The 20,415-nt window shown below is 65.7% G+C and carries 17 protein-coding genes and 1 riboswitch; of the genes, 11 read left to right on the top strand and 6 right to left on the bottom strand.

The genetic code is table 11. From position 1 onward, the window contains the following. Window positions 1–70: 70 nt before the first annotated feature. Window positions 71–337, bottom strand: a complete 267-nt coding sequence (locus tag JMT67_RS03710) for a hypothetical protein (protein ID WP_201462724.1) — start codon at window positions 335–337, stop codon at window positions 71–73. A 202-nt stretch (window positions 338–539) separates the two neighbouring features. On the opposite strand from JMT67_RS03710, the gene JMT67_RS03705 reads away from it, so the two are divergent. Together JMT67_RS03705 and JMT67_RS03700 are read left to right on the top strand one after the other, a co-directional pair. After that, complete coding sequence (locus tag JMT67_RS03705) at window positions 540–839, top strand: hypothetical protein (RefSeq protein WP_183217272.1); 300 nt, start codon at window positions 540–542, stop codon at window positions 837–839. A 170-nt stretch (window positions 840–1,009) separates the two neighbouring features. Next, on the top strand, window positions 1,010–1,366 hold the full coding sequence (locus JMT67_RS03700; RefSeq protein WP_183217270.1) for a helix-turn-helix domain-containing protein: 357 nt from the start codon (window positions 1,010–1,012) through the stop codon (window positions 1,364–1,366). Between the two features lie 131 nt (window positions 1,367–1,497). Here JMT67_RS03700 and JMT67_RS03695 read toward each other — a convergent pair whose 3' ends face one another. The 3 genes from JMT67_RS03695 to JMT67_RS03685 all read right to left on the bottom strand — a co-directional run bounded on the left by JMT67_RS03695 (window position 1,498) and on the right by JMT67_RS03685 (window position 5,501). After that, a complete protein-coding gene (locus JMT67_RS03695) occupies window positions 1,498–3,087 on the bottom strand; it encodes a hypothetical protein (RefSeq protein ID WP_201462723.1) in 1,590 nt (529 codons plus the stop codon). 369 nt (window positions 3,088–3,456) lie between these two features. Continuing rightward, on the bottom strand, window positions 3,457–4,842 hold the full coding sequence (locus tag JMT67_RS03690; protein WP_201462722.1) for a sensor histidine kinase: 1,386 nt from the start codon (window positions 4,840–4,842) through the stop codon (window positions 3,457–3,459). After that, window positions 4,839–5,501 carry a response regulator transcription factor gene (locus tag JMT67_RS03685; protein WP_201462721.1) on the bottom strand — a complete coding sequence of 221 codons (663 nt, stop codon included), beginning with the start codon at window positions 5,499–5,501 and terminating at the stop codon, window positions 4,839–4,841. Before JMT67_RS03685 ends, JMT67_RS03690 begins: the two co-directional genes overlap by 4 nt. A 206-nt stretch (window positions 5,502–5,707) precedes the next feature. Between JMT67_RS03685 and JMT67_RS03680 the strand changes: the two genes are divergently transcribed. From JMT67_RS03680 to JMT67_RS03665, 4 genes are all read left to right on the top strand, one after another. Next, window positions 5,708–6,646: an ABC transporter substrate-binding protein gene (locus JMT67_RS03680; RefSeq protein WP_201462720.1), complete on the top strand. Its 939-nt coding sequence runs from the start codon at window positions 5,708–5,710 to the stop codon at window positions 6,644–6,646. Window positions 6,647–6,852: 206 nt separating this feature from the next. Then, a riboswitch (glycine riboswitch) is annotated at window positions 6,853–6,940 on the top strand. 175 nt (window positions 6,941–7,115) lie between these two features. After that, complete coding sequence (locus JMT67_RS03675) at window positions 7,116–9,800, top strand: TonB-dependent receptor domain-containing protein (protein WP_233455784.1); 2,685 nt, start codon at window positions 7,116–7,118, stop codon at window positions 9,798–9,800. Between the two features lie 110 nt (window positions 9,801–9,910). After that, window positions 9,911–11,833, top strand: a complete 1,923-nt coding sequence (locus tag JMT67_RS03670) for a S9 family peptidase (RefSeq protein WP_233455783.1) — start codon at window positions 9,911–9,913, stop codon at window positions 11,831–11,833. A 24-nt stretch (window positions 11,834–11,857) separates the two neighbouring features. Continuing rightward, on the top strand, window positions 11,858–12,862 hold the full coding sequence (locus JMT67_RS03665) for an amidohydrolase family protein (protein ID WP_201462717.1): 1,005 nt from the start codon (window positions 11,858–11,860) through the stop codon (window positions 12,860–12,862). A gap of 78 nt (window positions 12,863–12,940) precedes the next feature. Here JMT67_RS03665 and JMT67_RS03660 read toward each other — a convergent pair whose 3' ends face one another. Next, a complete protein-coding gene (locus JMT67_RS03660) occupies window positions 12,941–13,420 on the bottom strand; it encodes a sensor histidine kinase (protein WP_054765933.1) in 480 nt (159 codons plus the stop codon). A gap of 243 nt (window positions 13,421–13,663) precedes the next feature. Between JMT67_RS03660 and JMT67_RS03655 the strand changes: the two genes are divergently transcribed. After that, window positions 13,664–14,425 (top strand): hypothetical protein, encoded by a 762-nt coding sequence (locus JMT67_RS03655; RefSeq protein ID WP_201462716.1) that lies wholly within the window; start codon window positions 13,664–13,666, stop codon window positions 14,423–14,425. 74 nt (window positions 14,426–14,499) lie between these two features. Here JMT67_RS03655 and JMT67_RS03650 read toward each other — a convergent pair whose 3' ends face one another. Continuing rightward, a complete protein-coding gene (locus tag JMT67_RS03650) occupies window positions 14,500–15,393 on the bottom strand; it encodes a PA3715 family protein (protein ID WP_201462715.1) in 894 nt (297 codons plus the stop codon). Window positions 15,394–15,770: 377 nt separating this feature from the next. On the opposite strand from JMT67_RS03650, the gene JMT67_RS03645 reads away from it, so the two are divergent. From JMT67_RS03645 to JMT67_RS03630, 4 genes are read left to right on the top strand one after another with little or no spacing between them, the layout of a single operon-like run. Continuing rightward, on the top strand, window positions 15,771–15,854 hold the full coding sequence (locus tag JMT67_RS03645) for a potassium-transporting ATPase subunit F (protein WP_082503478.1): 84 nt from the start codon (window positions 15,771–15,773) through the stop codon (window positions 15,852–15,854). Between the two features lie 18 nt (window positions 15,855–15,872). Further along, on the top strand, window positions 15,873–17,582 hold the full coding sequence (kdpA, locus tag JMT67_RS03640; protein WP_201462714.1) for a potassium-transporting ATPase subunit KdpA: 1,710 nt from the start codon (window positions 15,873–15,875) through the stop codon (window positions 17,580–17,582). 18 nt (window positions 17,583–17,600) lie between these two features. Then, window positions 17,601–19,667: a potassium-transporting ATPase subunit KdpB gene (gene kdpB, locus JMT67_RS03635; RefSeq protein WP_201462713.1), complete on the top strand. Its 2,067-nt coding sequence runs from the start codon at window positions 17,601–17,603 to the stop codon at window positions 19,665–19,667. Between the two features lie 23 nt (window positions 19,668–19,690). Next, window positions 19,691–20,407 (top strand): TorF family putative porin, encoded by a 717-nt coding sequence (locus JMT67_RS03630; protein ID WP_054765927.1) that lies wholly within the window; start codon window positions 19,691–19,693, stop codon window positions 20,405–20,407. Window positions 20,408–20,415 lie beyond the last annotated feature (8 nt).

Raw genomic sequence — 20,415 nt, 5'->3', positions numbered from 1 at the left:
TGCGAGGTCGCCGCGGGCCGGCAAACGACCGCAAGCCCCGACCTTAAACGGTCGGGGCCGTCCGTCGGGGTCACCAGTCCTGAGGAAGCTCCGGCCCCTGGCCGCCGCAGACATAGATGGGCGTCGCGTCATAGTAGGGGGAGGGCACATTGGCGCGCAGCACATAGACGTTGCCGCCCCATCCTCCGCACCCGCGATCGGACACTTCGCCGAGGTATTCGGTCTTGGCCGCGTCGGCATAGTAGACATAGTGGTAGGCCGTCAGATCGACTTGGGCGGAGGCGGCGGTGACGGAGGCTGCAGCGATCAAAGCAGCGCCGACAAGAACGGGTTTCACACGGATATTCATTGGCTTTGTCTCCCTATGCACGCCGATCGCGTGCGCCGCATAGGGCGCGCGCTCTTGCCTGGGAATGCAACTCACAGGCGCGTTATGGGTAGGCGTTATCGCTGAACCGTAAAGCTTTAGGGCTTGACTCTGCAACTGATGGGTGTCCCCATTCTCCAGGCCTTCACGTCCGAAGGCGATGGAGAGTGAGATGAAACCTTCGCTAAGACTTTCGGTCATCGCGGCCGTCACGCTGGGCGTCGCCTCCCTGACCTCGACGGCCTCCTCCGCCCAGATTATCGGCGGCAATCGCGTGGCGCTTTACGACGTCGTCTATTACAGCGACGCCTCCAAGACGACGGAGGTCGGTCGAAACTACGGCGTCTGCTACGGCGGCTGGGGGACGCCGATCTGGGCCGGGAACAGCGAGTTCACCAGCGGCCAGCAGACCGCCTTCCACAGTCAAGAGCACGTCGGCTGGTGCACGCCTGAAGGCATAGAGTACTTCTGACCCCGGCGGGGCGCCGCGGCCGAGCCGGCCGCGCTGATGGGGGCGCTTGCGGACGCGACGCGGCGCCCCGGTTGCGCGCCTACCAAGCTTGACTATATGTGATCCGAGCGGCAAAGGGCGCAGACGCTTCGGAAATCCCCATGACGTCCGGTTCAGAGACCACCGACCCATTGAACGTCTACATCGGCGCGCGCATCCGCGAGGAGCGGATGGCCTCCGGCCTGACGCAGTCTCGGCTCGGCGCGGCGATCGGGGTCACCTTTCAGCAGATTCAGAAATACGAACGGGCGGCGAGCCGGGTATCGGTCTCCACGATGGTTCGTATCGCGGACGCGCTCAAACTCCCGATCGTCGCCTTTCTTCCACCGCAGACGTTCCGCCCCGTCAGTGAGGAGGACGACAGAGATGTCCGAGAGCGGCGGGAACTCTTGAAAGCATTTCAGAAGACGCCGCCGGCTCGTCGAGGGCTGCTGCTGGCGCTGGCGCGGGAGTTCGCATCGGACGGCGCGCGCGCGCCGGACATGTAGCCGCCGCCTTCTCCGTCGCCTTGGGCCTCTGCGGCGGAAAGGCTGTCAGTTCCATACGACCGTAGAGGTCCAGGTCGCAGGGCCGCTCGACCGATGGGGTCGAGCGGATGATCGTCGCGGGTCTTCTGAAATCAGCAGACCTCGTCGCGCGGCAGCGGCTTGAAGACCCGGCGGTAAACGTCGCACTCGGCGGCGAGCACCATGCCGCTGCGCCATTGGACGGAGCCGTCGAGCGTATGGGCGAAGCCGAGCATGACATTGGGCCGCTCGAGGCGGCGAGACCCGCCCAGATCCCGGATCAAGCGGTCGATCTCGGCCGGCGGCAACAGCACGAGCTTGCTGGCGACGACCGTGTTGTAAGCGGCCGGAAGGTTGCGATAGTCGAACGATTCAGACGGATTGTCGTAGCCGGTGTCGCTGATCTGCAGATAGTCGCGGTTGAAGCGCGCCAGGGTGATGTGTTCGCCGTTCCCGCTTGTCATCACCTGATCGAAATACCGGTCGGGCCGGGTGAGATAGGCCTGCAACTGGGCCTTCGTCATGCCGGTGGCCGCCTTCAGAAGGGTGTCCAGCAGCTCCGCTTTCAGCGCACGGATCGGCGCCAGCAGCCAGTCGGGCGTCACGGCGTCGATGATGTCGCCGATCGCCGCAGCGGTCAGACCGATGAAGCTCGGCGCTCCCGCCATCGAAAGCAGATGTCGGGTCGCATAGTCGCTGAGGATGCGGTCGGCCTTCTCGGTGTCGGTCTTGCGCTCGGCGTTGAAGAACAAAGCCTCCGCCACCTGATGACTGACCTGGGGCCAGAGCCGCAGGCCTTCGTCGATGTCGTCGCGCCAGTATTCCTTGTAGGTGACCGGCGCCGCATTGAGCGCCACATAGCCGGCCAGCTCCGCCGTCAGCAGGACCGCCGAACAGCTGAAGTCGTTCCAGCGGCAGTTGTCGATGCGGCGCTGAAGGTCGGCCTTGTGGTCGTAATAGGCCCGAATGTCGGCGTCGAGCGATGCGCGCAGGGTCGAGAACAGGCGCGGCACCGAATAGTTGGTGCTGCTGCTGGCGCTGGGCAGCAACCGGTCCAGGGCGGAGCCGGGACGCGCGTCGACCATCGCCTGATAGATGCGTCCGTCGACCCCCGCCACGCTGGCGGTGAAGAAGTCGCCGGTCAAGGCTGAGCCCGGCAGGCGCTTGTCGATATAGCCTTCGAGGACGATGTGGCGGATCGCATTGTCCGGCGGGTTCAAGGTGAAGGGGGCGCCGGAAAACTGATTGATGAAGGTGTGGCCATAGGTGTCGCCCGCCGCGTGGGTCAGGAAGCCCAGGCGGAAGGCGCGTTGCAGCGGATCGTCGCCGAAGCTGTTCCAGACGTGCTCGAGCCAGGCGTCCGAGCCGTGCGAGACGCCGCTTTCCTCGCCGTCCGGATGGATGACCTGTTGGCCCGTGAGGATGTCAGGGTAGGCGTCCGGCCCAAGCACGCCGGCGCGATACTGCGCCCGACCGGCCCTCAACGCGATCAGTGTGTCGTCCGCAACCTTGTATCGCCGAACCTCGCCGGTTCCTAGGACGGGGATTTCCACATAGCCGTCGTCGAGCGCGTCGTTCACCGCGATTTCGGCGAAATAGACGTGGGACGTCGGCTTCCAGGCTGCGGCGACGCTGGGCAATAGGACAGCCGTGACGCTGAGGGCGGCGGCCAGCAGGCGCGCCTTGCGTGATTTCGCGAACATCGTGTCTCCTCCAAGAGAATGTGATCCCGCCGACCCCGTGCGTTGTATTGATCACGTCTTTTGCGAGAACCGTCAAATCCTTTTGGTTGTAGTCCTAAGCTCTTGGCTCAATCTCTGCGGGCGCGGCGACACGGCCTGGTCCGCATGTGATTTGGACAAGGCGACCGAAGCCGGGCAGGGCCGCGGCGGCTGACGGGCGCTGTGCGGCAAAAGCGAAAGCCCTCTGGTGGAACTTGGCGAGAGCGTCTTCGGCGCAGCCGCCCTCAAACCGCACATCGAACGAAGCGTCTTCAGCCGCCGTCGGTGCGAACGGCGTCCCCGATCCGGTGGCGCGCGTTCACCCTCAGAACGGCTTGTCGTTTCGACGACTCATTCTTCCGAACTGGGTTGGAAAGTCAGTCGCCCGACGAGGCCGCTTCGCGCGCCGCTGCGGTTGGATAAGCCGAACTGCCCGCCTTGGGCCTCCGCCAAGGTGCGAACAATGGCGAGGCCGAGTCCGGACCCGGACGCCTGGGAGGGGGCTGCGCGGAAGAATCGGTCCGTGAGGCGGGGAAGGGCGGCCTCATCGACGCCGGGGCCGTGATCCCAGACGCAGACCGCGCCCGTTGTTCGCACATGTACGACGACGGGCGGTGCGCCGTGGTGGAAGGCGTTGTCGATAAGATTGAGGATCTGTTCAGCGATGAGGTCCTCGGCGCCCAGAACGACCACGGCCTCTGCCGGAAGACGAAGGCGTAGGGCGCCGTTCGGAGCGGACCGGCGCGCCTTAGCCATTTGAAAGGCGCGCCGCGCCGCCCGGCCCAGGTCCGCAGACGACTTGATCCGGGCTCCGTCAGCCCGGGCCGTGGAAAGCAATTGGCCGACGAGCCGGGTCATGCCGGCGACCGCCTCGCGGGAGTCGTCGATCAGACGCCTCTCCCGCGCGGTCCAGGTCCTGGGCGCGCCCGCCAGCAAATCGAGATTGGCCGCCACGACCGAAAGCGGGGTGCGCAACTGGTGCGAGGCGTCGGCTGCGAAGCGCTGAATCCCCGACGTCGAGGCCTCGAGCCGCGCCAGGAGATGGTTGAAGGCGGTCAGTACCGGCTGGAACTCGCGGGGCGCCAGGTCGATGTCGGCGGGTGCGAAGTCGGCATGGGGACCGGGGCGGCGCGTCAGGTCGTCGATCAGCCGCTTGAGCGAGTTGAGGCCCCACTTCAAGGCCGGCCAGATCAGAAGCGCCGCCAACAGCACGAGCAGGGTGGGTGGCAGCAGGAGGCTGCGATATAGATCCAACAGGCTGGCGCGTCGCGAGTCCAGGCTCTGAGCCACCGACACGATGACGGGGGCGGGTCTTCCTGGGATCGTCAGGGTTTGCTGGGCCATGCGAACCGGCACGCCGCGGACGGACAGGTCGGCGAAGGCCGGAGCTTCCGACGAGGCGTCGGGCAGGCGCGGCAACTCCTCATAGCCTGTGATCAGTCGGTCGCCCTCGCGAACACTGTAGAAGACGGCGTCCCGCTCGGGGCCGTCGAGCAGGCCCAGAGTCCAGGGCGCGACATCGACAGTCACCTTGCCGTCGGCGACCGAGACCGTTTCCCGGATGGTCTGCAGCGCCCCCGCCAGGAGGCGGTCGGCCGTCTCCGCCACCACCCGGTGGGCCGTCCAGGCCCCGACCGCCAGCACCACGACGGCGAACAGGGCCAGGGGCGCGACCTGGGCGATCAGCAGACGTGTCACCAGACTGTGGGGGCGGCGCGAGCCGGGCGCCTCGCTCATGGATCGAGACGATAGCCGCGACCGCGGATATTGGTCACGGCGGGGCCGTCAGGCTGCAACTGGCGCCTCAGCCGACCGACATGGATCTCCAGGGCGTTGAGCGAGGGAGCCTCATCCTGCGGAAAGACCTCGGCCGCCAACAACTCCCGATCAACCACCTGGCCGGCGCGCGAGGCCAGAACGCGCAGGGCCGCCCATTCGCGCGGACGGAGCGACAGCTCTCGGTCATTGACCTGGGCCCGGCCGGCCTCCCAGTCGCAGACCAGTGAGCCGACGATCGCGGCGCCCGCCGCCCGACCCTGGCGTCGACGCACGATCGCTCTCAATCGGGCGATCAGTTCCGAAGGGGCGAAGGGTTTGACGAGATAGTCATCAGCGCCGAAATCCAGTCCCGCCACCCGGTCGCCCAGGGCGTCGCGCGCGGTCAGCATCAGGACGGGCGTCTGCGATCCCCGCCGTCTGAAGGCCTTCAGGACCTCGAAACCGTCGATGTCGGGAAGGCCGATGTCCAACACGGCGGCGTCGAACCGCTCCGTCGCTTCCAGATGAAGGGCTTGGTCCCCGCTGTCGGTGGAGCGGAGTTCGAAACCGACCGCCAGAAGGCTGGCCTCGAGCGAATGCCGAAGCGCCTTGTCATCCTCGACGACCAGTATTCTCATGGCGATGCGAAGGAGCGGATCATGAGCGGTACAATAGCGGGAAACCCGCCCCGGTGAAGACGGACCGGAGACATCTGCTTCTCGGGCTCGCGGGGGCGGGGGTTTCGGCCTGCGCGGGCGAGCCGGACGGGGTCGCGACGGCGCCCCGCGTCCGATGGCTTGCCAGGCGCGAGGGCGGGCTGCACATCCTCACGAACACCAGCCTGATGGGGCCTGTGCTGGCGGCGTTTCAACGGCGCTGGCCCGAGATCGCGGTGCGGCTCGAGGACATCAACTCCACCCTGATCGCGAACCGAGTCCAGTCCCGCGCCGCCTCCGGACTGGAGGGGCCGGATCTGGTCTGGAGCACGGCGATGGACGTGCAGGTCAAGCTGATCAATGACGGCTACGCCCAAGTTTACCGATCGCCGCATCGGGGAGCCATGCCGGACGGCTCGGTTTGGCGAGACCAGGCGTTCGGAGTGACGGCCGAGCCCGTCGTCTTCGCCTATAATCGCAGGCGGTTGCCGTCGGAGATCGTGCCGCGCAGCCACGCCCAACTGCTCGAACGGCTGTCCACCGACGCGGACCGGTTTTTCCGCCGGGTCACCCTGTATGACGCCGAACGCAGCGGGGTGGCGCTTCTGCAGTTGTCGGCCGACATCCAGATCTATCCCGACGCCTGGGCCCTTATGACTGCCCTGGGGTCTACTCGTCCGCGTGCCGATACGTCCGGCCAAAGGATGATGGGCCAACTGGCCGACGGCCGCATGGCCTTCGCCTACAATATGAACCAGTCCTACGGGGCGTCGTGGGTCGCCCGGGCGCCCGATATCGGCCTGGTTACGCCAGAGGACTATCATCTGTCCGTCTCGCGCGTGGCCTTCATACCCCGCAACGCGGCCCACCCCAACGCCGCCCGGCTTTTTCTGGATTTTCTTTTATCGCGTGAAGGGCAGAGGATCATCGCCGGCCTGGGGGTCCGCCCGGCGCGCGACGACATTCTCGCCGAACGTCGCGCCTTGATCCCAGGCGCTCGGCCGGTTCGGGTTGGACCGGCCCTGCTCGCCAATCTCGACCAGGCGCGTCGCGAGCGGCTTCTACAGCGTTGGCGGGCCGCCATGCAGGCGGCGGAACGGGCGCCGCAAGACCCTACGGCGCCCTAGGCTTTCCTGTGGATAAGTCTGTTTCTTCCGGAGGCGGTGTTTCTGTCACGTCGCTTTCACCGATCCTGCGGTGACCGATAATCGCTGGGCGACAAGCGACTGACGCGCTTTAAAAGCGGCATGTTAGTGCACGACTGTGCGAATTAGAGCATTATAATTGCGAATAGAGGCGATTTGACAGCCATCCGTTGGTCGATCTTACTCACTTCAGCAAGGCGGGAGAGATCGGTTCCCGCCGACGCCGAAGGCGCAACCGCCCCGGAAACGCTCAGGCAAACGGACCGTCTTGCTGAAGGAACGCTGGAGAGAAGGTCGAATCCGGGGGATGCGGCCTCGCCGAAGGAGAAAGGGTCGGCGAACGGCCCGAAACTCTCAGGCCCAATGACAGCGGGGGCGAACAGGCGCCGCAGAGCGCCGGTCGCATTGGGCAACCCTGGGGAGGGGCGTCGTCGCCATGAGGAATCTCGCTTTGTCTCGTCTTAATCGCAACCTGACCTATTATTGCAGCGCCATCGCGCTGATGGCCTGCGCCACCTCTGTCCACGCCCAGGAGGCGGGCGCCCCAGAGGATGCGGCCTCGGTCGATGACATCGTCGTCACCGCCTCCCGGATCGACCGCGCCGGCTTCGAGGCGCCGACGCCGACCATCCACCTTTCCGCCGAGGATCTGTCGGTCGGCGCGCGGCCGAATATCGCCGCCGCCCTCAACGACATGCCTCAATTCCGCGCCACCACATCGGCCCAGACGACCGGCACCAACACCGGTGCGGGCAATGCGCCGGTCGATCTGCGCGGCCTGGGCATCAACCGGACCTTGGTCCTGATCGATGGGCGTCGCGTGTCCAGCGAAAACGATCTGAACGCCGTGCCGTCGGTGCTGGTCAAGAGCGTCGACGTGGTTACGGGCGGCGCATCGGCCGCCTGGGGCTCAGGCGCCGTCGCCGGCGTCGTGAACATCGGCATCGATCGCTATTTCACCGGCGGCAAGCTGGGCGCCGAATACGGCGTGTCCTCCTACGACGACGCTGAGCAGGAACGGTTCGAAGGCGCCTGGGGCACAGACTTCGCCGACGGGCGCGGCCATTTCGTCATCGGCGGCGAATACCTCGACAACGAAGGCGTCATCCCCAAAGCGTCGCGCCCGAATATCGGCCGATGGGCCACCGTCAACGGCGCCCTGCAGCCGGACGTCGGCTTCGCCAACGCCGCTTACGGCGGTCTGATCCTGTCGGGCGTGAACCGCGGTAAGGTGTTTAACCCGGACGGCACGCTTCGGCCTTTCGATTACGGCACAGTCAGCGGAACCAACTCGATCGGCGGCGAAGGTCCGTCCAATGACGATCTCAGCCCCCTGGTCACGCCGCAGCGCCGCTACACCGGCCTGGCCAGCGCCGTCTATGAGATCAATGGCAAGCTGCGGGTCACGGCCGATGTCCGTCACTCGCGGATGTGGAACGACTATGTCTGGTTCGGCGATCACGATCGCGGCGACCTGACCATCAGCATCGACAACGCCTTCTTGTCGTCCACGATCAAGCAGCAGATGGCGGCCGCTGGCCAGACGTCCTTCACCTTCGGACGTTTCAACTCCGATCTGTCCTATTCCACGATCGATTTCGAGCGCGTCACCACCCAGGCCACTCTGGCCGTGGACGGCGAGTTCGGCGACAGCTGGCGCTGGGGCGCCTACTACAGCCACGGTGAGTTTGAGAATAATATCGATACGCCCGGTTTCCTGCTGAAGACCGAATTCGCCAATGCGGTCGATTCCGTAATCGATCCCGTGAGCGGTCGAGCCGTCTGCCGCGTGACCCTGACCAATCCCAACTCGGGCTGCGTGCCGATCAATCTCTTTGGCCTGGGCGCGCCGTCTCAGGAAGCCATCGACTATGTCACCGGCACGCCTCAGCAGCGGGCCACCACCAAGCTGGACGTCGCCGGCGTCAGCCTGCGTGGCGAGCCCTTCAGCCTGCCGGCCGGCGACGTGTCGATCGCCGTCGGCCTGGAAGCCCGCAAGGAGCAGACCGATCAGCGCATTGGCGAGCTGGACGCGGCCAAGGCCTTCAAGACGTTCAGCTTCTCGGCCATGTCCGGCGAGTTCAGCGTGAAGGAGGCCTTCGCCGAAGTCCTGGTCCCGATCGTCAAGGATCTGCCGATCCTGAACGACCTGCAGTTCAACGCCGCCGCCCGCATCTCGGACTACGACACCACGGGCTCGATCTGGTCTTGGAAGGTTGGCGCCACCAACGAGTTCTTCCCCGGCTTCCGCGGCCGTGTGACTCAGTCGCGCGATATCCGTTCGGCCAATCTTTCGGAGCTGTTCACCACCACCACCACCGGCTGGAACAACATCAATGACCCGGCCAAGAACGGGGCTTTAGTTTATACGCTGAACAACGGCGGCGGTAATCCCAACCTCCGCCCGGAGACCGCCGATACACTGACCCTGGGCGTCACCTATTCGCCGCCTTCGATCCCAGGCCTGAACCTGTCGCTGGATTATTACGACATCAAGATCGACGACGTGATAACGACGATTGCGCCGCAGGATCTGGTCAACCGCTGCTACAACGGCAACCTCGACCTCTGCTCCAAGGTCGAGCGCGACTCGGCGGGCAATCTGGTCCGCACCATGTCCACCTATGTGAACCTGGCCGAGTACCACACGGACGGGATCGACGCCGAGGCCTCCTACGCCTCCGACGCCGACCTCTGGGTTCCGGGCGCGACGGGCCGGGTGATGATGCGCTTGGTCGGCACCTGGGTGAACAGCCTGACCACGGACGACGGCGTGACCAAGATCGAATATGTCGAATCCCAGGGCTATTCTTTCGGCCTGGGCGTACCCAAGCTGCGGGTCAACGCCAGCCTCGGCTGGAAGGGCGAGGTGTTCGGCGCGAACCTGCGCGCGCGCTACATCTCGGCGGGCGACTACAACAGCACCGTCGCCATCTCGAACAACCACATCGACGCCTTCACCTATGTCGATCTAGGGCTGACGGCCGACCTGGCGCACTACGGCGCAAACGGGGTCGAGCTGTACGCCAATGCGACCAACCTGTTCGACAAGGACCCGCCGGTCGGGTCGCTCTATTCGCCGTATTACGACGTCATCGGTCGGTACGTCACGGTTGGCGCGCGGTACCGCTTCTAGTTCTGGTTCTGCGCTCCGGATCGCCGGCCCCGCTCCTCCATTGGGCCGGCGATCTCCCCTTCTGCTCCTCCATTTTTCACACGGTCTGTGTCATGATTTCCCGTCTGCCGATGGCTCTCCTGCTCGCCCTGAGCGTCGCTCCTGCGGCCCTGGCCGAGGCGCCCAAGCCCGCCGCCATCGTCGCCGACGGCCTTCCCGCCGTGCCCGACGACCTGGTCGCGGCGAGCCAGCCCTATCTTCAGACGCGCCGTGCGACCTTCCTGGGCTGGAACGCCGCCGATCAGTCGATGCTGATCAAGACCCGGTTCGGCGCCACGGATCAGCTTCACGTCGTCGCCGCTCCTGACGGCGCCCGGACCCAGATCAGTTTCGAGGCCGAGCCGATCCTGGCCGGCGCCCTGTCGCCGAACGGTCAGACCCTTCTTGTCCAGAAGGACAATGGGGGCGACGAATTCTATCAACTCTACACCCTGGCCGCCGGTCGGTTGAGCCTGATTACGGACGGCAAGAGCCGCAACTGGTTCGGCGCCTGGAGTCGGGACGGCAAGCGGGTCGGCTACGCCTCATCGCGTCGCAACGGCGCGGACATGGACCTCTATGTGGTCGATCCCTCCGACCCCTCGACCGACCGTCTGGTGGCCCAGGTGTCCGGCGGCGGCTGGAACATCGCCGACTTCTCCAGGGACGGGACCAAGGCCCTGGTCCTGAACCGGATGTCGATCAATAGGGCCGTTGTCTATGAGCTGGACCTCGCCTCGGGCCGGATGACGCCGCTGACTGACCCTGTCGCGCAGGTCTCCTATGTCGATCCTCAGTACGGGCCCGACGGCGCCGTCTGGGCGACCTCGAACAAGGATTCCGACTTCCTGCGTCTGGGGCGGATCGTGCGGAACGGCTTTGTTCCGGTCAGCACTGAAGCTCGCTGGGATGTCAGCGACTACGCCGTCGCTCCGGACGGCGGCTTCATCGCCTATGCGGTCAACGAGGCTGGGATATCGCGGCTGAAGGTTATGGATGTCGCGACCGGCGCCGTCCGGGTCGTCACAGGTCTGCCGGAAGGCGTCATCCCCTACAGCATCGGCCCGGCCATCGACATCGCCCCCTGGGGCGCGATCGGCCTCAGCCTGTCGTCAGCGCGCGTCTCCGGCGACGCCTTCTCCGTCGATCCGACCACCCTGGCCGTCACCCAATGGACCCACAGCGAGACGGGCGGTCTGGACCCTGCCGTCAACGTCGAGCCGCAACTGGTCGAGGTGAGGAGCTTCGACGGCGAGACGGTGTCCGGCTTCCTCTACCGGCCCGACCCCGCCAAATTCCCCGGCAAGCGGCCGCTGATTGTCGATATCCACGGCGGTCCTGAAGGCCAGACGCGCCCCGATTTCCTGGGCGCGCAGAACTATCTGTTAAACGAGATGGGCGTGGCCCTTTTCTTCCCGAACGTGCGCGGCTCGTCCGGCTTCGGCACCCGGTTCGTCAATCTGGACAACGGCCCGTTCCAGCGCGAGAATTCGGTCAAGGACATCGGCGCTTTCCTGGACGCGCTCGAGGTCGATCCCACCCTTGACGCCTCGCGCTTCGCCGTCACCGGCGTCTCCTACGGCGGCTACATGTGCTACGCCGCCGCCGTGCATTACAGCGACCGGCTGAAGGGGGCGAACTGCTATGTCGCCATCTCCAACTTCGTCACCTTCCTGGAAAACACCCAGTCGTATCGCCGCGACCTGAGACGGGTGGAATACGGCGACGAACGGGATCCGGCTCAGCGCGCCCAGCTTCAAGCCATCTCCCCCCTGACCAGCGTCGACAAGATCACCATTCCGCTTCTGGTCGCCACCGGTGGAAACGATCCCCGCGTCCCGGCCTCCGAAGCCGACCAGATCGTCAGCGCAGTCCGCAGCCGCGGAGGCACGGCCTGGCACCTGCTGGCCCAGAACGAGGGCCACGGCTTCCACAAGAAGGAGAACGAGGACTACTATTTCTGGACCAGCCTTCTGTTCTGGAAACAGACCCTGCTGGGCGAGGCGGCGCGCTAGGCGACACAGTTCCAGTCACGCTCCATGTTCTTCAAACGCCTTGTCGCGGCGAGCGCGGCCCTGGTCGTGCTCGCTGCGGCGCCCGCCACGTCCCAGACCCGTCTTCCGGTTCGTACCGACCATCATGTCCATGTCCACGCCCCGCCCATTCGGGAGATTCTGACGGCCTATTGCGACAGTCCGGGGCGGATCAGCGCCTGCGATCCGGCCTTCGTCAAACCACTGACGGCCAAAGATCTTCTGGCGGATATGGACCAGACGGGCGTCCAGACGGCTTGGATCATGTCCACGGCCTATCTGGCCGAGAGCCCGATGATGGTTCCACCCCTGGCCGACGCGGCCGACCGCGTTCATGCCGCCAACGCCTTCACCGTGGCCACGGCGGCCGCGCATCCCGAGCGGCTGGTCGCCTTCATCTCGGTCAATCCGCTGGCGCCCGAGGCTCTGGCCGAAATCGAAGCGTGGAAAGGCGAGCCTTTTGCAAGGGGATTGAAGCTGCATCTGACCAACTCGGGCGTCGATCTTCGCGACCCCGGTCAGGTTCGCCGTCTTGCCGCCGTCTTCGACGCCGCCTCGGGCGCCGGCCTGACCATCATGATCCACATGCGAACCCGCGCCTCCGACTATGGCGCCCAGGATGTGCGCATCTTTGTCGAACAGGTTCTGCCCCATGCTCGCGGCGTCCCGGTGGTCATCGCCCATTCGGGCGGCTGGGGCGGACTGGATGCGAACACTTGGGACGCGCTGGAGGCCTTCCGGCAGTCGCTGGCGACGGATCCCAAGCGTTTTCCAGACCTCTATTTCGACCTGGCCCAGGTCTTCGACGCCGACACGCCGCCCGGAGATCGCGAAAGGCTGGTCGATCTGATGCGACGGATCGGCGTCGATCGGTTCGTACCAGGATCCGACTGGCCGTTCTCGGGCCCTCTGGACGCCTATCTGAACGACGCCATGGCCTTGTTGCCGCTGACTTCAGACGAGGCCGAGGCGTTACGGCTGAGGCAGGTCGAGCTAAAAACTGGGGCATAATCTCCGGGCGGCGTGCGAACCAGGTGGGCAGGGGCGCCCGCAGCCGAACTGAAAGTCCGGGGTTCAGCGGGACCAGATTCAGGTTCCGCCGATCCGTTCCGCGCGGCGTTTCATGTTGGGCAGGCCCTTGCCGCCATCCCGCAGCCTTGGCGGCAGGTCCATGCCGTCGTCCGAGACCGATATGACGACGGCCTCGGACTCGCTCTCAAGGCGGATGTCCACGCGGGACGCCTGGGCGTGTTTGACCGCGTTGGTGATCGCCTCCTGAAGAATACGGTAGATGTTGATCCTGGCCTCCGGACTGAAACCCTCGACGGGCGCGCCCGGCGCGGCGGTCCAGGTCAGTTCGATACCCACCAGACGCAGGCGGGGCGCCATGCGCTCATGGAAAATGGCGATGGCGACCTCCAGCGAGTCATCCACGCCATTCATCGAGTCGATGATCAGCCGCAGATCGTCGATGGCGATCCGCACGCCCTGGCGCAGGGTTTCGACATCGGGCGCGCCGCCTCTCAACTGGGCCAGCGAGACCAGATGGCCGCCGACTCCGTCGTGCATGTCGGCACCCGGCGCTGGCGCTCCTCATTGATGGCGATCATTCGCTCCTGCTCTCTGAGGCGCAGTTAGGTGGAGCGGATCTCGGCCTCCTTGAGCTGCACCTGTTCCGCCAGACTGTCGCGCGCCATGGTGGCGCCTCGGCCGGAGCAACCGGCCCTCACAAGGTGTTCGTGTTGGACGACGGTTGAGGGGCGCGCTGTGGAGCGCAACTCAAAGTTTACGTTCTGAGGCCACACCGCCGCCATGACAGGCAAGAACTCCGACTATTCGATAGACGCCTTGTGCCGCGCCAACCGGACCTCCGCTCCGGAGGGACGGTTTGAGACTGTGTTGAAATGGATGATGGTGATCGGTGTCGGGGCGCTGATCGTCACGATACTGGGTGGGCTTCTCGCCCTGAACGCGGCGACGATCAGAGCGTGGCTCAAGCCGGTCGTTGCCGGAGCCTTCCTGCTGGGGCTCGGTCTCGTGGGCCTAAGCTGGGTCTTCAGCTTCGGCGTCCTTGTCCGGGAACTTCATGCGAGATCACAGGGGCGGTTCCAGCGCAGCCACGATTTGGCGGCTTCCTTTGCCGGGGAGGTAGCGGATCAGTTCTCGAAGGACGAGATCACAAGTCGGCTGAAATCCGTGCGTCTCGAGTTGAAGCTCAACGCGCGCGCCCCGGACAAGCTACCGATCGCCGTTGGTCTCATCGCGACGAGCGCGGCCGCCGTACGGTTCATCGTCTCTCCGGAGGGAGAGCTTGCGGTCGGAGCGGCCGCCAATCTCAGGTCCGCCGTGGAAGGGGGCGATCCGGCCGGGGCCCTCGGCGCGCTCGCCACCGGCCTCGCCCCGGAGCTGGCCATTATCGGGTTCGGCGTCCTGCTCGGCAGCTACATCGTGCGGGGGATGATCCACACGGATCACGATCGCCTCCTCAGAACGGAGAGCCTTCTGGAAAGGGCCGAGGCGATCGCCCGTCCGCCCAAGAAGCCCGTCGCCGTCCCATCAAGTCCAGCGACATGACGCGGGAGGGATGACCTGTCGTGGCGCGCCAGCGACATCAAGATCGCCGTTCGCGTCGCCTTATGACCAGATGGCTAGCGTCGCTGGATCAGGCGGGGAACGTCATAGCGCTTGCCGTCAAATGAAAGGCGGATCGTGCGAGGCGCGACCGCTTGGTCGGTCGTGCTGCACTCACCGTTCTTGGCCTCCCTAGACGTGCTCTGAGTGATCCGCTCCAGCACCGAAATATCCTGCCCCTTCTGGCCCGGGATCATTCGAAGAATCCGCTCGGTCACAACAGTCTCGCCGGCGCAGGACAGATCCCATTGCCCTTGACTGCGTTGGACGATCAGGTCGTCCAAGACTGACGCGAGGGCTGCGCCCCGCGGCTCGTAGAGGGACAGCGTGGTTTCCATGAACGGGTTAGGGCGCGAACTGCCGACCCATTCGCGTCTCACGCCAAACGCCAGTCGATCTGGCCCGAGGCGGTATGGCGCAGTGTCGAAAGAAATCCGGGAAATCCGGACGGCGTCGTCGTCCATGGCGTGGGGAATGCGGAGCCGATGGCGCGGCGTGCCGGTTGGCTCGTCGACGACGAGCACATCAAGATCACCCAGCGTCGAATCCACGCCAACCTCAGCAATAAGCGGGATGGCGACCAGAAGCAGTCCTGGCCTTCCCCGCCAGCGACGACAGACGATGGCGTGAGGGTTTATCGACGAGGGTGAGGGCAGGGTGAGCGTGCGATTTCCAGTTCTCATAGTGCGCTCACCGTCCGAGACCGCACTGGGGTAGGCTTGACGAACGATCGCCCGGATGTCCCCGCATTCCTGATCCTGTGCACGCGCTAGCGTCGGCAAGCACAGCGCCAACATCAGCGTCGCCAGACTCCATCCGTCGACCGTCCGCATGGTCTCTCCCTTCACAGCTTTTGACAGCCGCTGAACTATGGTCTGCTGCTGATAGACATTGAGCATCGTTTTCGTCACGGAAGTTCCCGGTCAATGGGAAGTCGGGGCCTTGGCGTAGGGCAAGTGGATCGATCCATAGGGGACGCCGTCCATCCTGGCAAAAGCGACCAATTCTCCTACGGATCGACGACGGCGACTCCCAATGGGAAGCCACGACGCGCTTCTTCGTCCAGGCGATAGGCCTAGTAGGCGACCGGTCTATAGATCCATGTTTTTATGAATCCTTTAGACGAAGGGCTGGGAGTCACATCGCGCCATTATGCGTCTTGATGGTCCTGTCCCGCTCGAACTTTGAGCGAGGAGGCCGACATGGCCGATGTGATCTTTCTGGCGATCGGGGCAGGGGCGTTCGCCGTCTTCGCCCTGCTGGCCACAGCGTTGAAGCGGGTGTGACGATGATCGCCATGCTCTGGGGGGCGGGGGCGCTTGTCGTCGCCGTTTACATGGTCGCGGCGCTGCTGCGGCCCGAGCGGTTCTGAGGAACCGGGACGGATTTCATGAACATTCAAGGATGGGGCGAGATCGCCGTGACCCTTGGGCTGGCCGTCATGCTCGGCTGGCCCATCGGCGTTTATATGTCGCGCGTCTGGAACGGCGAGCGGACCTGGCTGGACCCGGTGCTGAAGCCAGTGGAGGCCGTCTTTTACGGCGCGGCGGGCGTCGATCCGAAGCGCAGCCAAGGCTGGTTGGGATATGCCGGCGCCCTGCTGGCCTTCAACCTGGCGGGCTTTGTGTTGCTGTATGCGATCCTGCGTCTGCAGGGCTTGCTGCCGCTGAACCCGCAGGGGTTTGCCGGCGTGTCGCCGCACCTGGCCTTCAACACCGCCGTCAGCTTTGTCACCAACACCAACTGGCAGAGCTATGGCGGCGAGTCGACGCTGTCGACGTTCAGCCAGATGGTCGGGCTGACGGTACAGAACTTCGTGTCGGCTGCGACCGGGGCGACCATAGCGGCGGCCCTGGCGCGGGCCTTTGTGGCCCATCGCGGCGACGGCGTCGGCAACTTCTGGGCGGATCTGACACGGACCACCCTCTATGTGCTGCTGCCCGCAGCCTTGGTGCTGGCGGTCGTTCTGGCCGGGCTGGGCGTTGTGCAGAGCCTGGCGGCGAACGTTCAGGCGACAGGCGTCGAGGGCGGGTCCCAGAGCCTGCCGCTGTTCCCGGCGGCCAGCCAGGTGGCGATCAAACAGTTGGGCATCAACGGCGGCGGCGTCTTCAACGTCAACGGCGCCCATCCCTTCGAGAACCCCAACGCCATCACCAATCTTCTCAGCGCCGTGGCGATCAACGTCATGGGTTGGGCGGCCTTCTTCGCCTTCGGCCGCACGGCTCTGGCGGGACGCGACGTCCGCGCTCTTGCGGCGGCGGCGCTGATCCTGCTGAGCGTCGCCAGCGCGGCCATGTATGTGATTGAGACCCAGCCGGCCCCGGCCCTGGTCGCGGCCCAGGTCGACGCCTCGGCCAATATGGAAGGCAAGGAGGTCCGCTTCGGAGCGCCCGCCTCGACCGTCTGGTCCGTGGTCACGACCGGCGCCTCGAACGGCTCGGTCAATTCGATGCACGCCAGCTATATGCCGCTGGGCGGGGCCTTGCAGATGTTCCTGATGCAGCTGGGCGAGATCCTGCCCGGCGGGATCGGATCGGGCATCGCCATCATGGTGGTCATGGCCCTGCTGTCGGTCTTTGTCGCCGGCCTGATGGTCGGACGGACGCCCGAATATCTGGGCAAGAAGATCGAGGCGCGCGAGATCCAGTTCGCCATGATCGCGGTGCTGGTCCTGCCGCTGGCCATCCTGGGCTTCTCGGCGGTCAGTGCAGTGTTCCCGACCGCCCTGGCGGGGCTGTTGAACGACGGCCCGCATGGTCTTTCGGAGATCCTCTACGCCTACACCTCGGCGGCGGCGAACAACGGCTCTGCCTTTGCGGGTCTGACCGCCAACGCCCCCTGGTGGAACACGACCCTGGGTCTGGGGATGCTGTTCGGTCGGTTTGTTCCGGCCGTCGCCGTTCTGGCCATCGCCGGCAGTTTGGTCGTCAAGCCCAAGCTGGCGCCCAGCGCCGGCGCACTGCCCACCGACAACGGCCTGTTCATCGGCCTGCTGATCGGCGTGATCCTCATCCTCGGCGGCCTGCAGTTCCTACCCGCCCTCGCCCTGGGACCGATCGTCGAGCACTTCCAGGTGCTCGCGGCGGTCGCCGGCGCCTGATCCTTCGGACATCCTGACATGACACAAATCACACTCGATCCCCGCGAGGGCGGCGGTGCGTCGCCCCTCGCGGGCGGTCTCTCCGGGGCGATGATCGGGCGCGCAGTCGGCGACGCCTTCGTCAAGCTGAACCCGGTCAAACTGGTCAAGAACCCGGTTATCTTCACCACCTGGATCGTGGCGCTTCTGTCCACGCTCTCGGCGGCGGCGGCCATGGCCGGCGGTCAATCGGCGGGCTTTGCGGTGCAACTGGCGCTGTGGCTGTGGGCCACGGTCCTGTTCGCCAATGTCGCCGAAAGCGTCGCCGAAGGGCGGGGCAAGGCGGCGGCCGATAGTCTGCGCGCCACCCGCGTCACAACCAAGGCCAAGCTGATCGTCGATCCCGAGACCGGCATGGTGATCCCGACCAATGCGTCGGATCTTGAGATCGGATCCGTCATCCTGGTCGAGGCCGGCGATGTCATCGCCTCGGACGGCGAGATCATCGAGGGCGTGGCCTCGGTCAACGAGGCCGCCATCACCGGCGAGAGCGCCCCGGTGATCCGCGAAAGCGGCGGCGACCGTTCGGCGGTGACCGGCGGCACCACCGTGGTGTCCGACTGGATCAAGGTGCGCATCACCGCCAAGCCGGGCTCGACCTTCCTGGACCGCATGATCGCCATGGTCGAGGGCGCGGATCGACGCAAGACGCCGAACGAACTGGCTCTGGCCGTGCTGTTGGTCGGCCTGACCCTGATCTTCCTCATCGCGGTCGTGACCTTGGTCGGCCTGGGCGCCTATTCGGGCGTCGATCTGGACCCGATGGTGCTGGGCGCCCTGTTCATCACCCTGATCCCAACCACGATCGGGGGCCTGCTGTCCGCCGTCGGCATCGCCGGCATGGACCGGTTGCTGAAGGTGAACGTGCTGGCCACCTCGGGCCGTGCGGTGGAGGCGGCAGGCGACGTCGACACCCTGCTGCTCGACAAGACCGGCACCATCACCTTCGGCAACCGCATGGCGACCGAGGTCATCCCGGTTCCCGGCGTGCGCCCCGAGGCCGCCCTGGCCGCGGCCGTCATGGCGTCCCTGGCCGACGAGACGCCTGAGGGCCGGTCCATCGTCGAGCTGGGCCGCAACGCAGGCGTCTCGGTCGAACAACCTGTCGGCGCCGTCGCCATCCCCTTCACCGCCGTCACCCGCCAGTCGGGCCTGGACGTCGGCAAGGACAGCTGGAGGAAGGGCGCGGTCGATGCGGTGTTGAAGGATCTGAACCTGTCCGACGGCGCGGCTCCCGCCGAGTTCCGTCAGGCGGTGGACCGGATCGCCCGTTCGGGCGGCACGCCCCTGGCCGTGACCCAGAACGGCGTGCTGGTCGGCGTCATCCACCTGAAGGACGTGGTCAAGCCGGGCGTGAAGGCGCGCTTCGCCGACCTGCGTCGCATGGGCCTGCGCACCGTCATGATCACCGGCGACAATCCGGTGACGGCGGCGGCCATCGCCTCGGAAGCCGGGGTGGACGACTACCTCGCCGAGGCGACGCCCGAGGACAAGATGCGCCTGATCAAGGCCGAACAGGCCAAGGGCCGTCTGGTCGCCATGTGCGGCGACGGCGCCAATGACGCGCCCGCCCTGGCCCAGGCCGATGTCGGGGTGGCCATGCAGACCGGCGCCCAGGCCGCGCGCGAGGCCGGCAATATGGTCGATCTGGACAGCGATCCGACCAAGGTCATCGAGATCGTCGAGGTCGGCAAGCAACTGCTGATCACGCGCGGCGCCCTGACCACCTTCTCGGTCGCCAACGACGTGGCCAAGTATTTCGCCATCATCCCGGCGATGTTCGTGGTCGCCCTGCCGTCGCTCGGCGCGCTGAACGTGATGCGTCTGCACAGTCCCGAAAGCGCCATCCTGTCGGCGGTGATCTTCAACGCCCTGGTCATCGTCGCCCTGATCCCGCTGGCGCTGAAGGGCGTCAAATACCGGGCCATCGGCGCCGGCGCCCTGCTGGGTCGCAACCTGCTGATCTACGGCCTGGGCGGTCTGATCGCGCCGTTCGTCGGCATCAAGCTGATCGATCTCGTCATTTCCGCGCTGGGCCTGGCCTGATGCGCGCTTCCAAGGATATTTCCATGCGTAATCGTCTCAACAAGGCCTCCGGCCGTAACGACGCCTGGTTCGCCGCCGCCAGTATCGCCGCAATCGCAGGCCTGGGCCTGTGCAGCGAGGCCAAGGCGCAGGATGTTTCGGCAAACGTCGCCCTGACGTCCGACTATGTCTTCCGCGGCGTCAGCCAGACGCAGGAAGATCCGGCGATCTCGGCGGGCGTCGATCTGACCCGCAATGGCTTCTACGCCGGCGGCTGGGCCTCCAATGTCGATTTCGGCGACGACACCCACGCCGAGGTCGATCTCTACGCCGGCTATCGGCCCGAGGTGGCGGGCTATGCCCTGGACTTCGGCGTCATCGGCTATCTGTACGCCGGCCAGCCGGACGGCGCGGACTATGACTATGTCGAGCTGAAAGCGGCGGCCTCGCGCGCTGTAGGTCCCGCGACCTTGGGAGCGGCGGTCTATTATTCACCCGACTTCTTCGGCGCATCGGAGGACGAGGCGTCCTATGCGGAGATCAACGGCGCCGTCAGCCCAGCCGAGAAATGGACTGTTTCTGGCGCCGTCGGGCGTCAGTGGGTGTCTTCGGACCTAGACTACACCACCTGGAACCTGGGCGCGGCCTATCAGCTGACCGACACCCTGGCCGTCGACCTGCGCTATCACGACACCGATCAACACGACTTCGGCGATCTCTACGGCGCGCGCGCCATAGCGACGCTGAAGGTGACCTTCTGAGGCGAGGA

Origin of the sequence: Brevundimonas aurantiaca, assembly GCF_904830995.1 — a bacterium.
GTDB lineage: Bacteria > Pseudomonadota > Alphaproteobacteria > Caulobacterales > Caulobacteraceae > Brevundimonas > Brevundimonas aurantiaca.
Note: the sequence above shows the minus strand (reverse complement) of the source record. Positions and strands in the feature narration are given on the sequence as shown.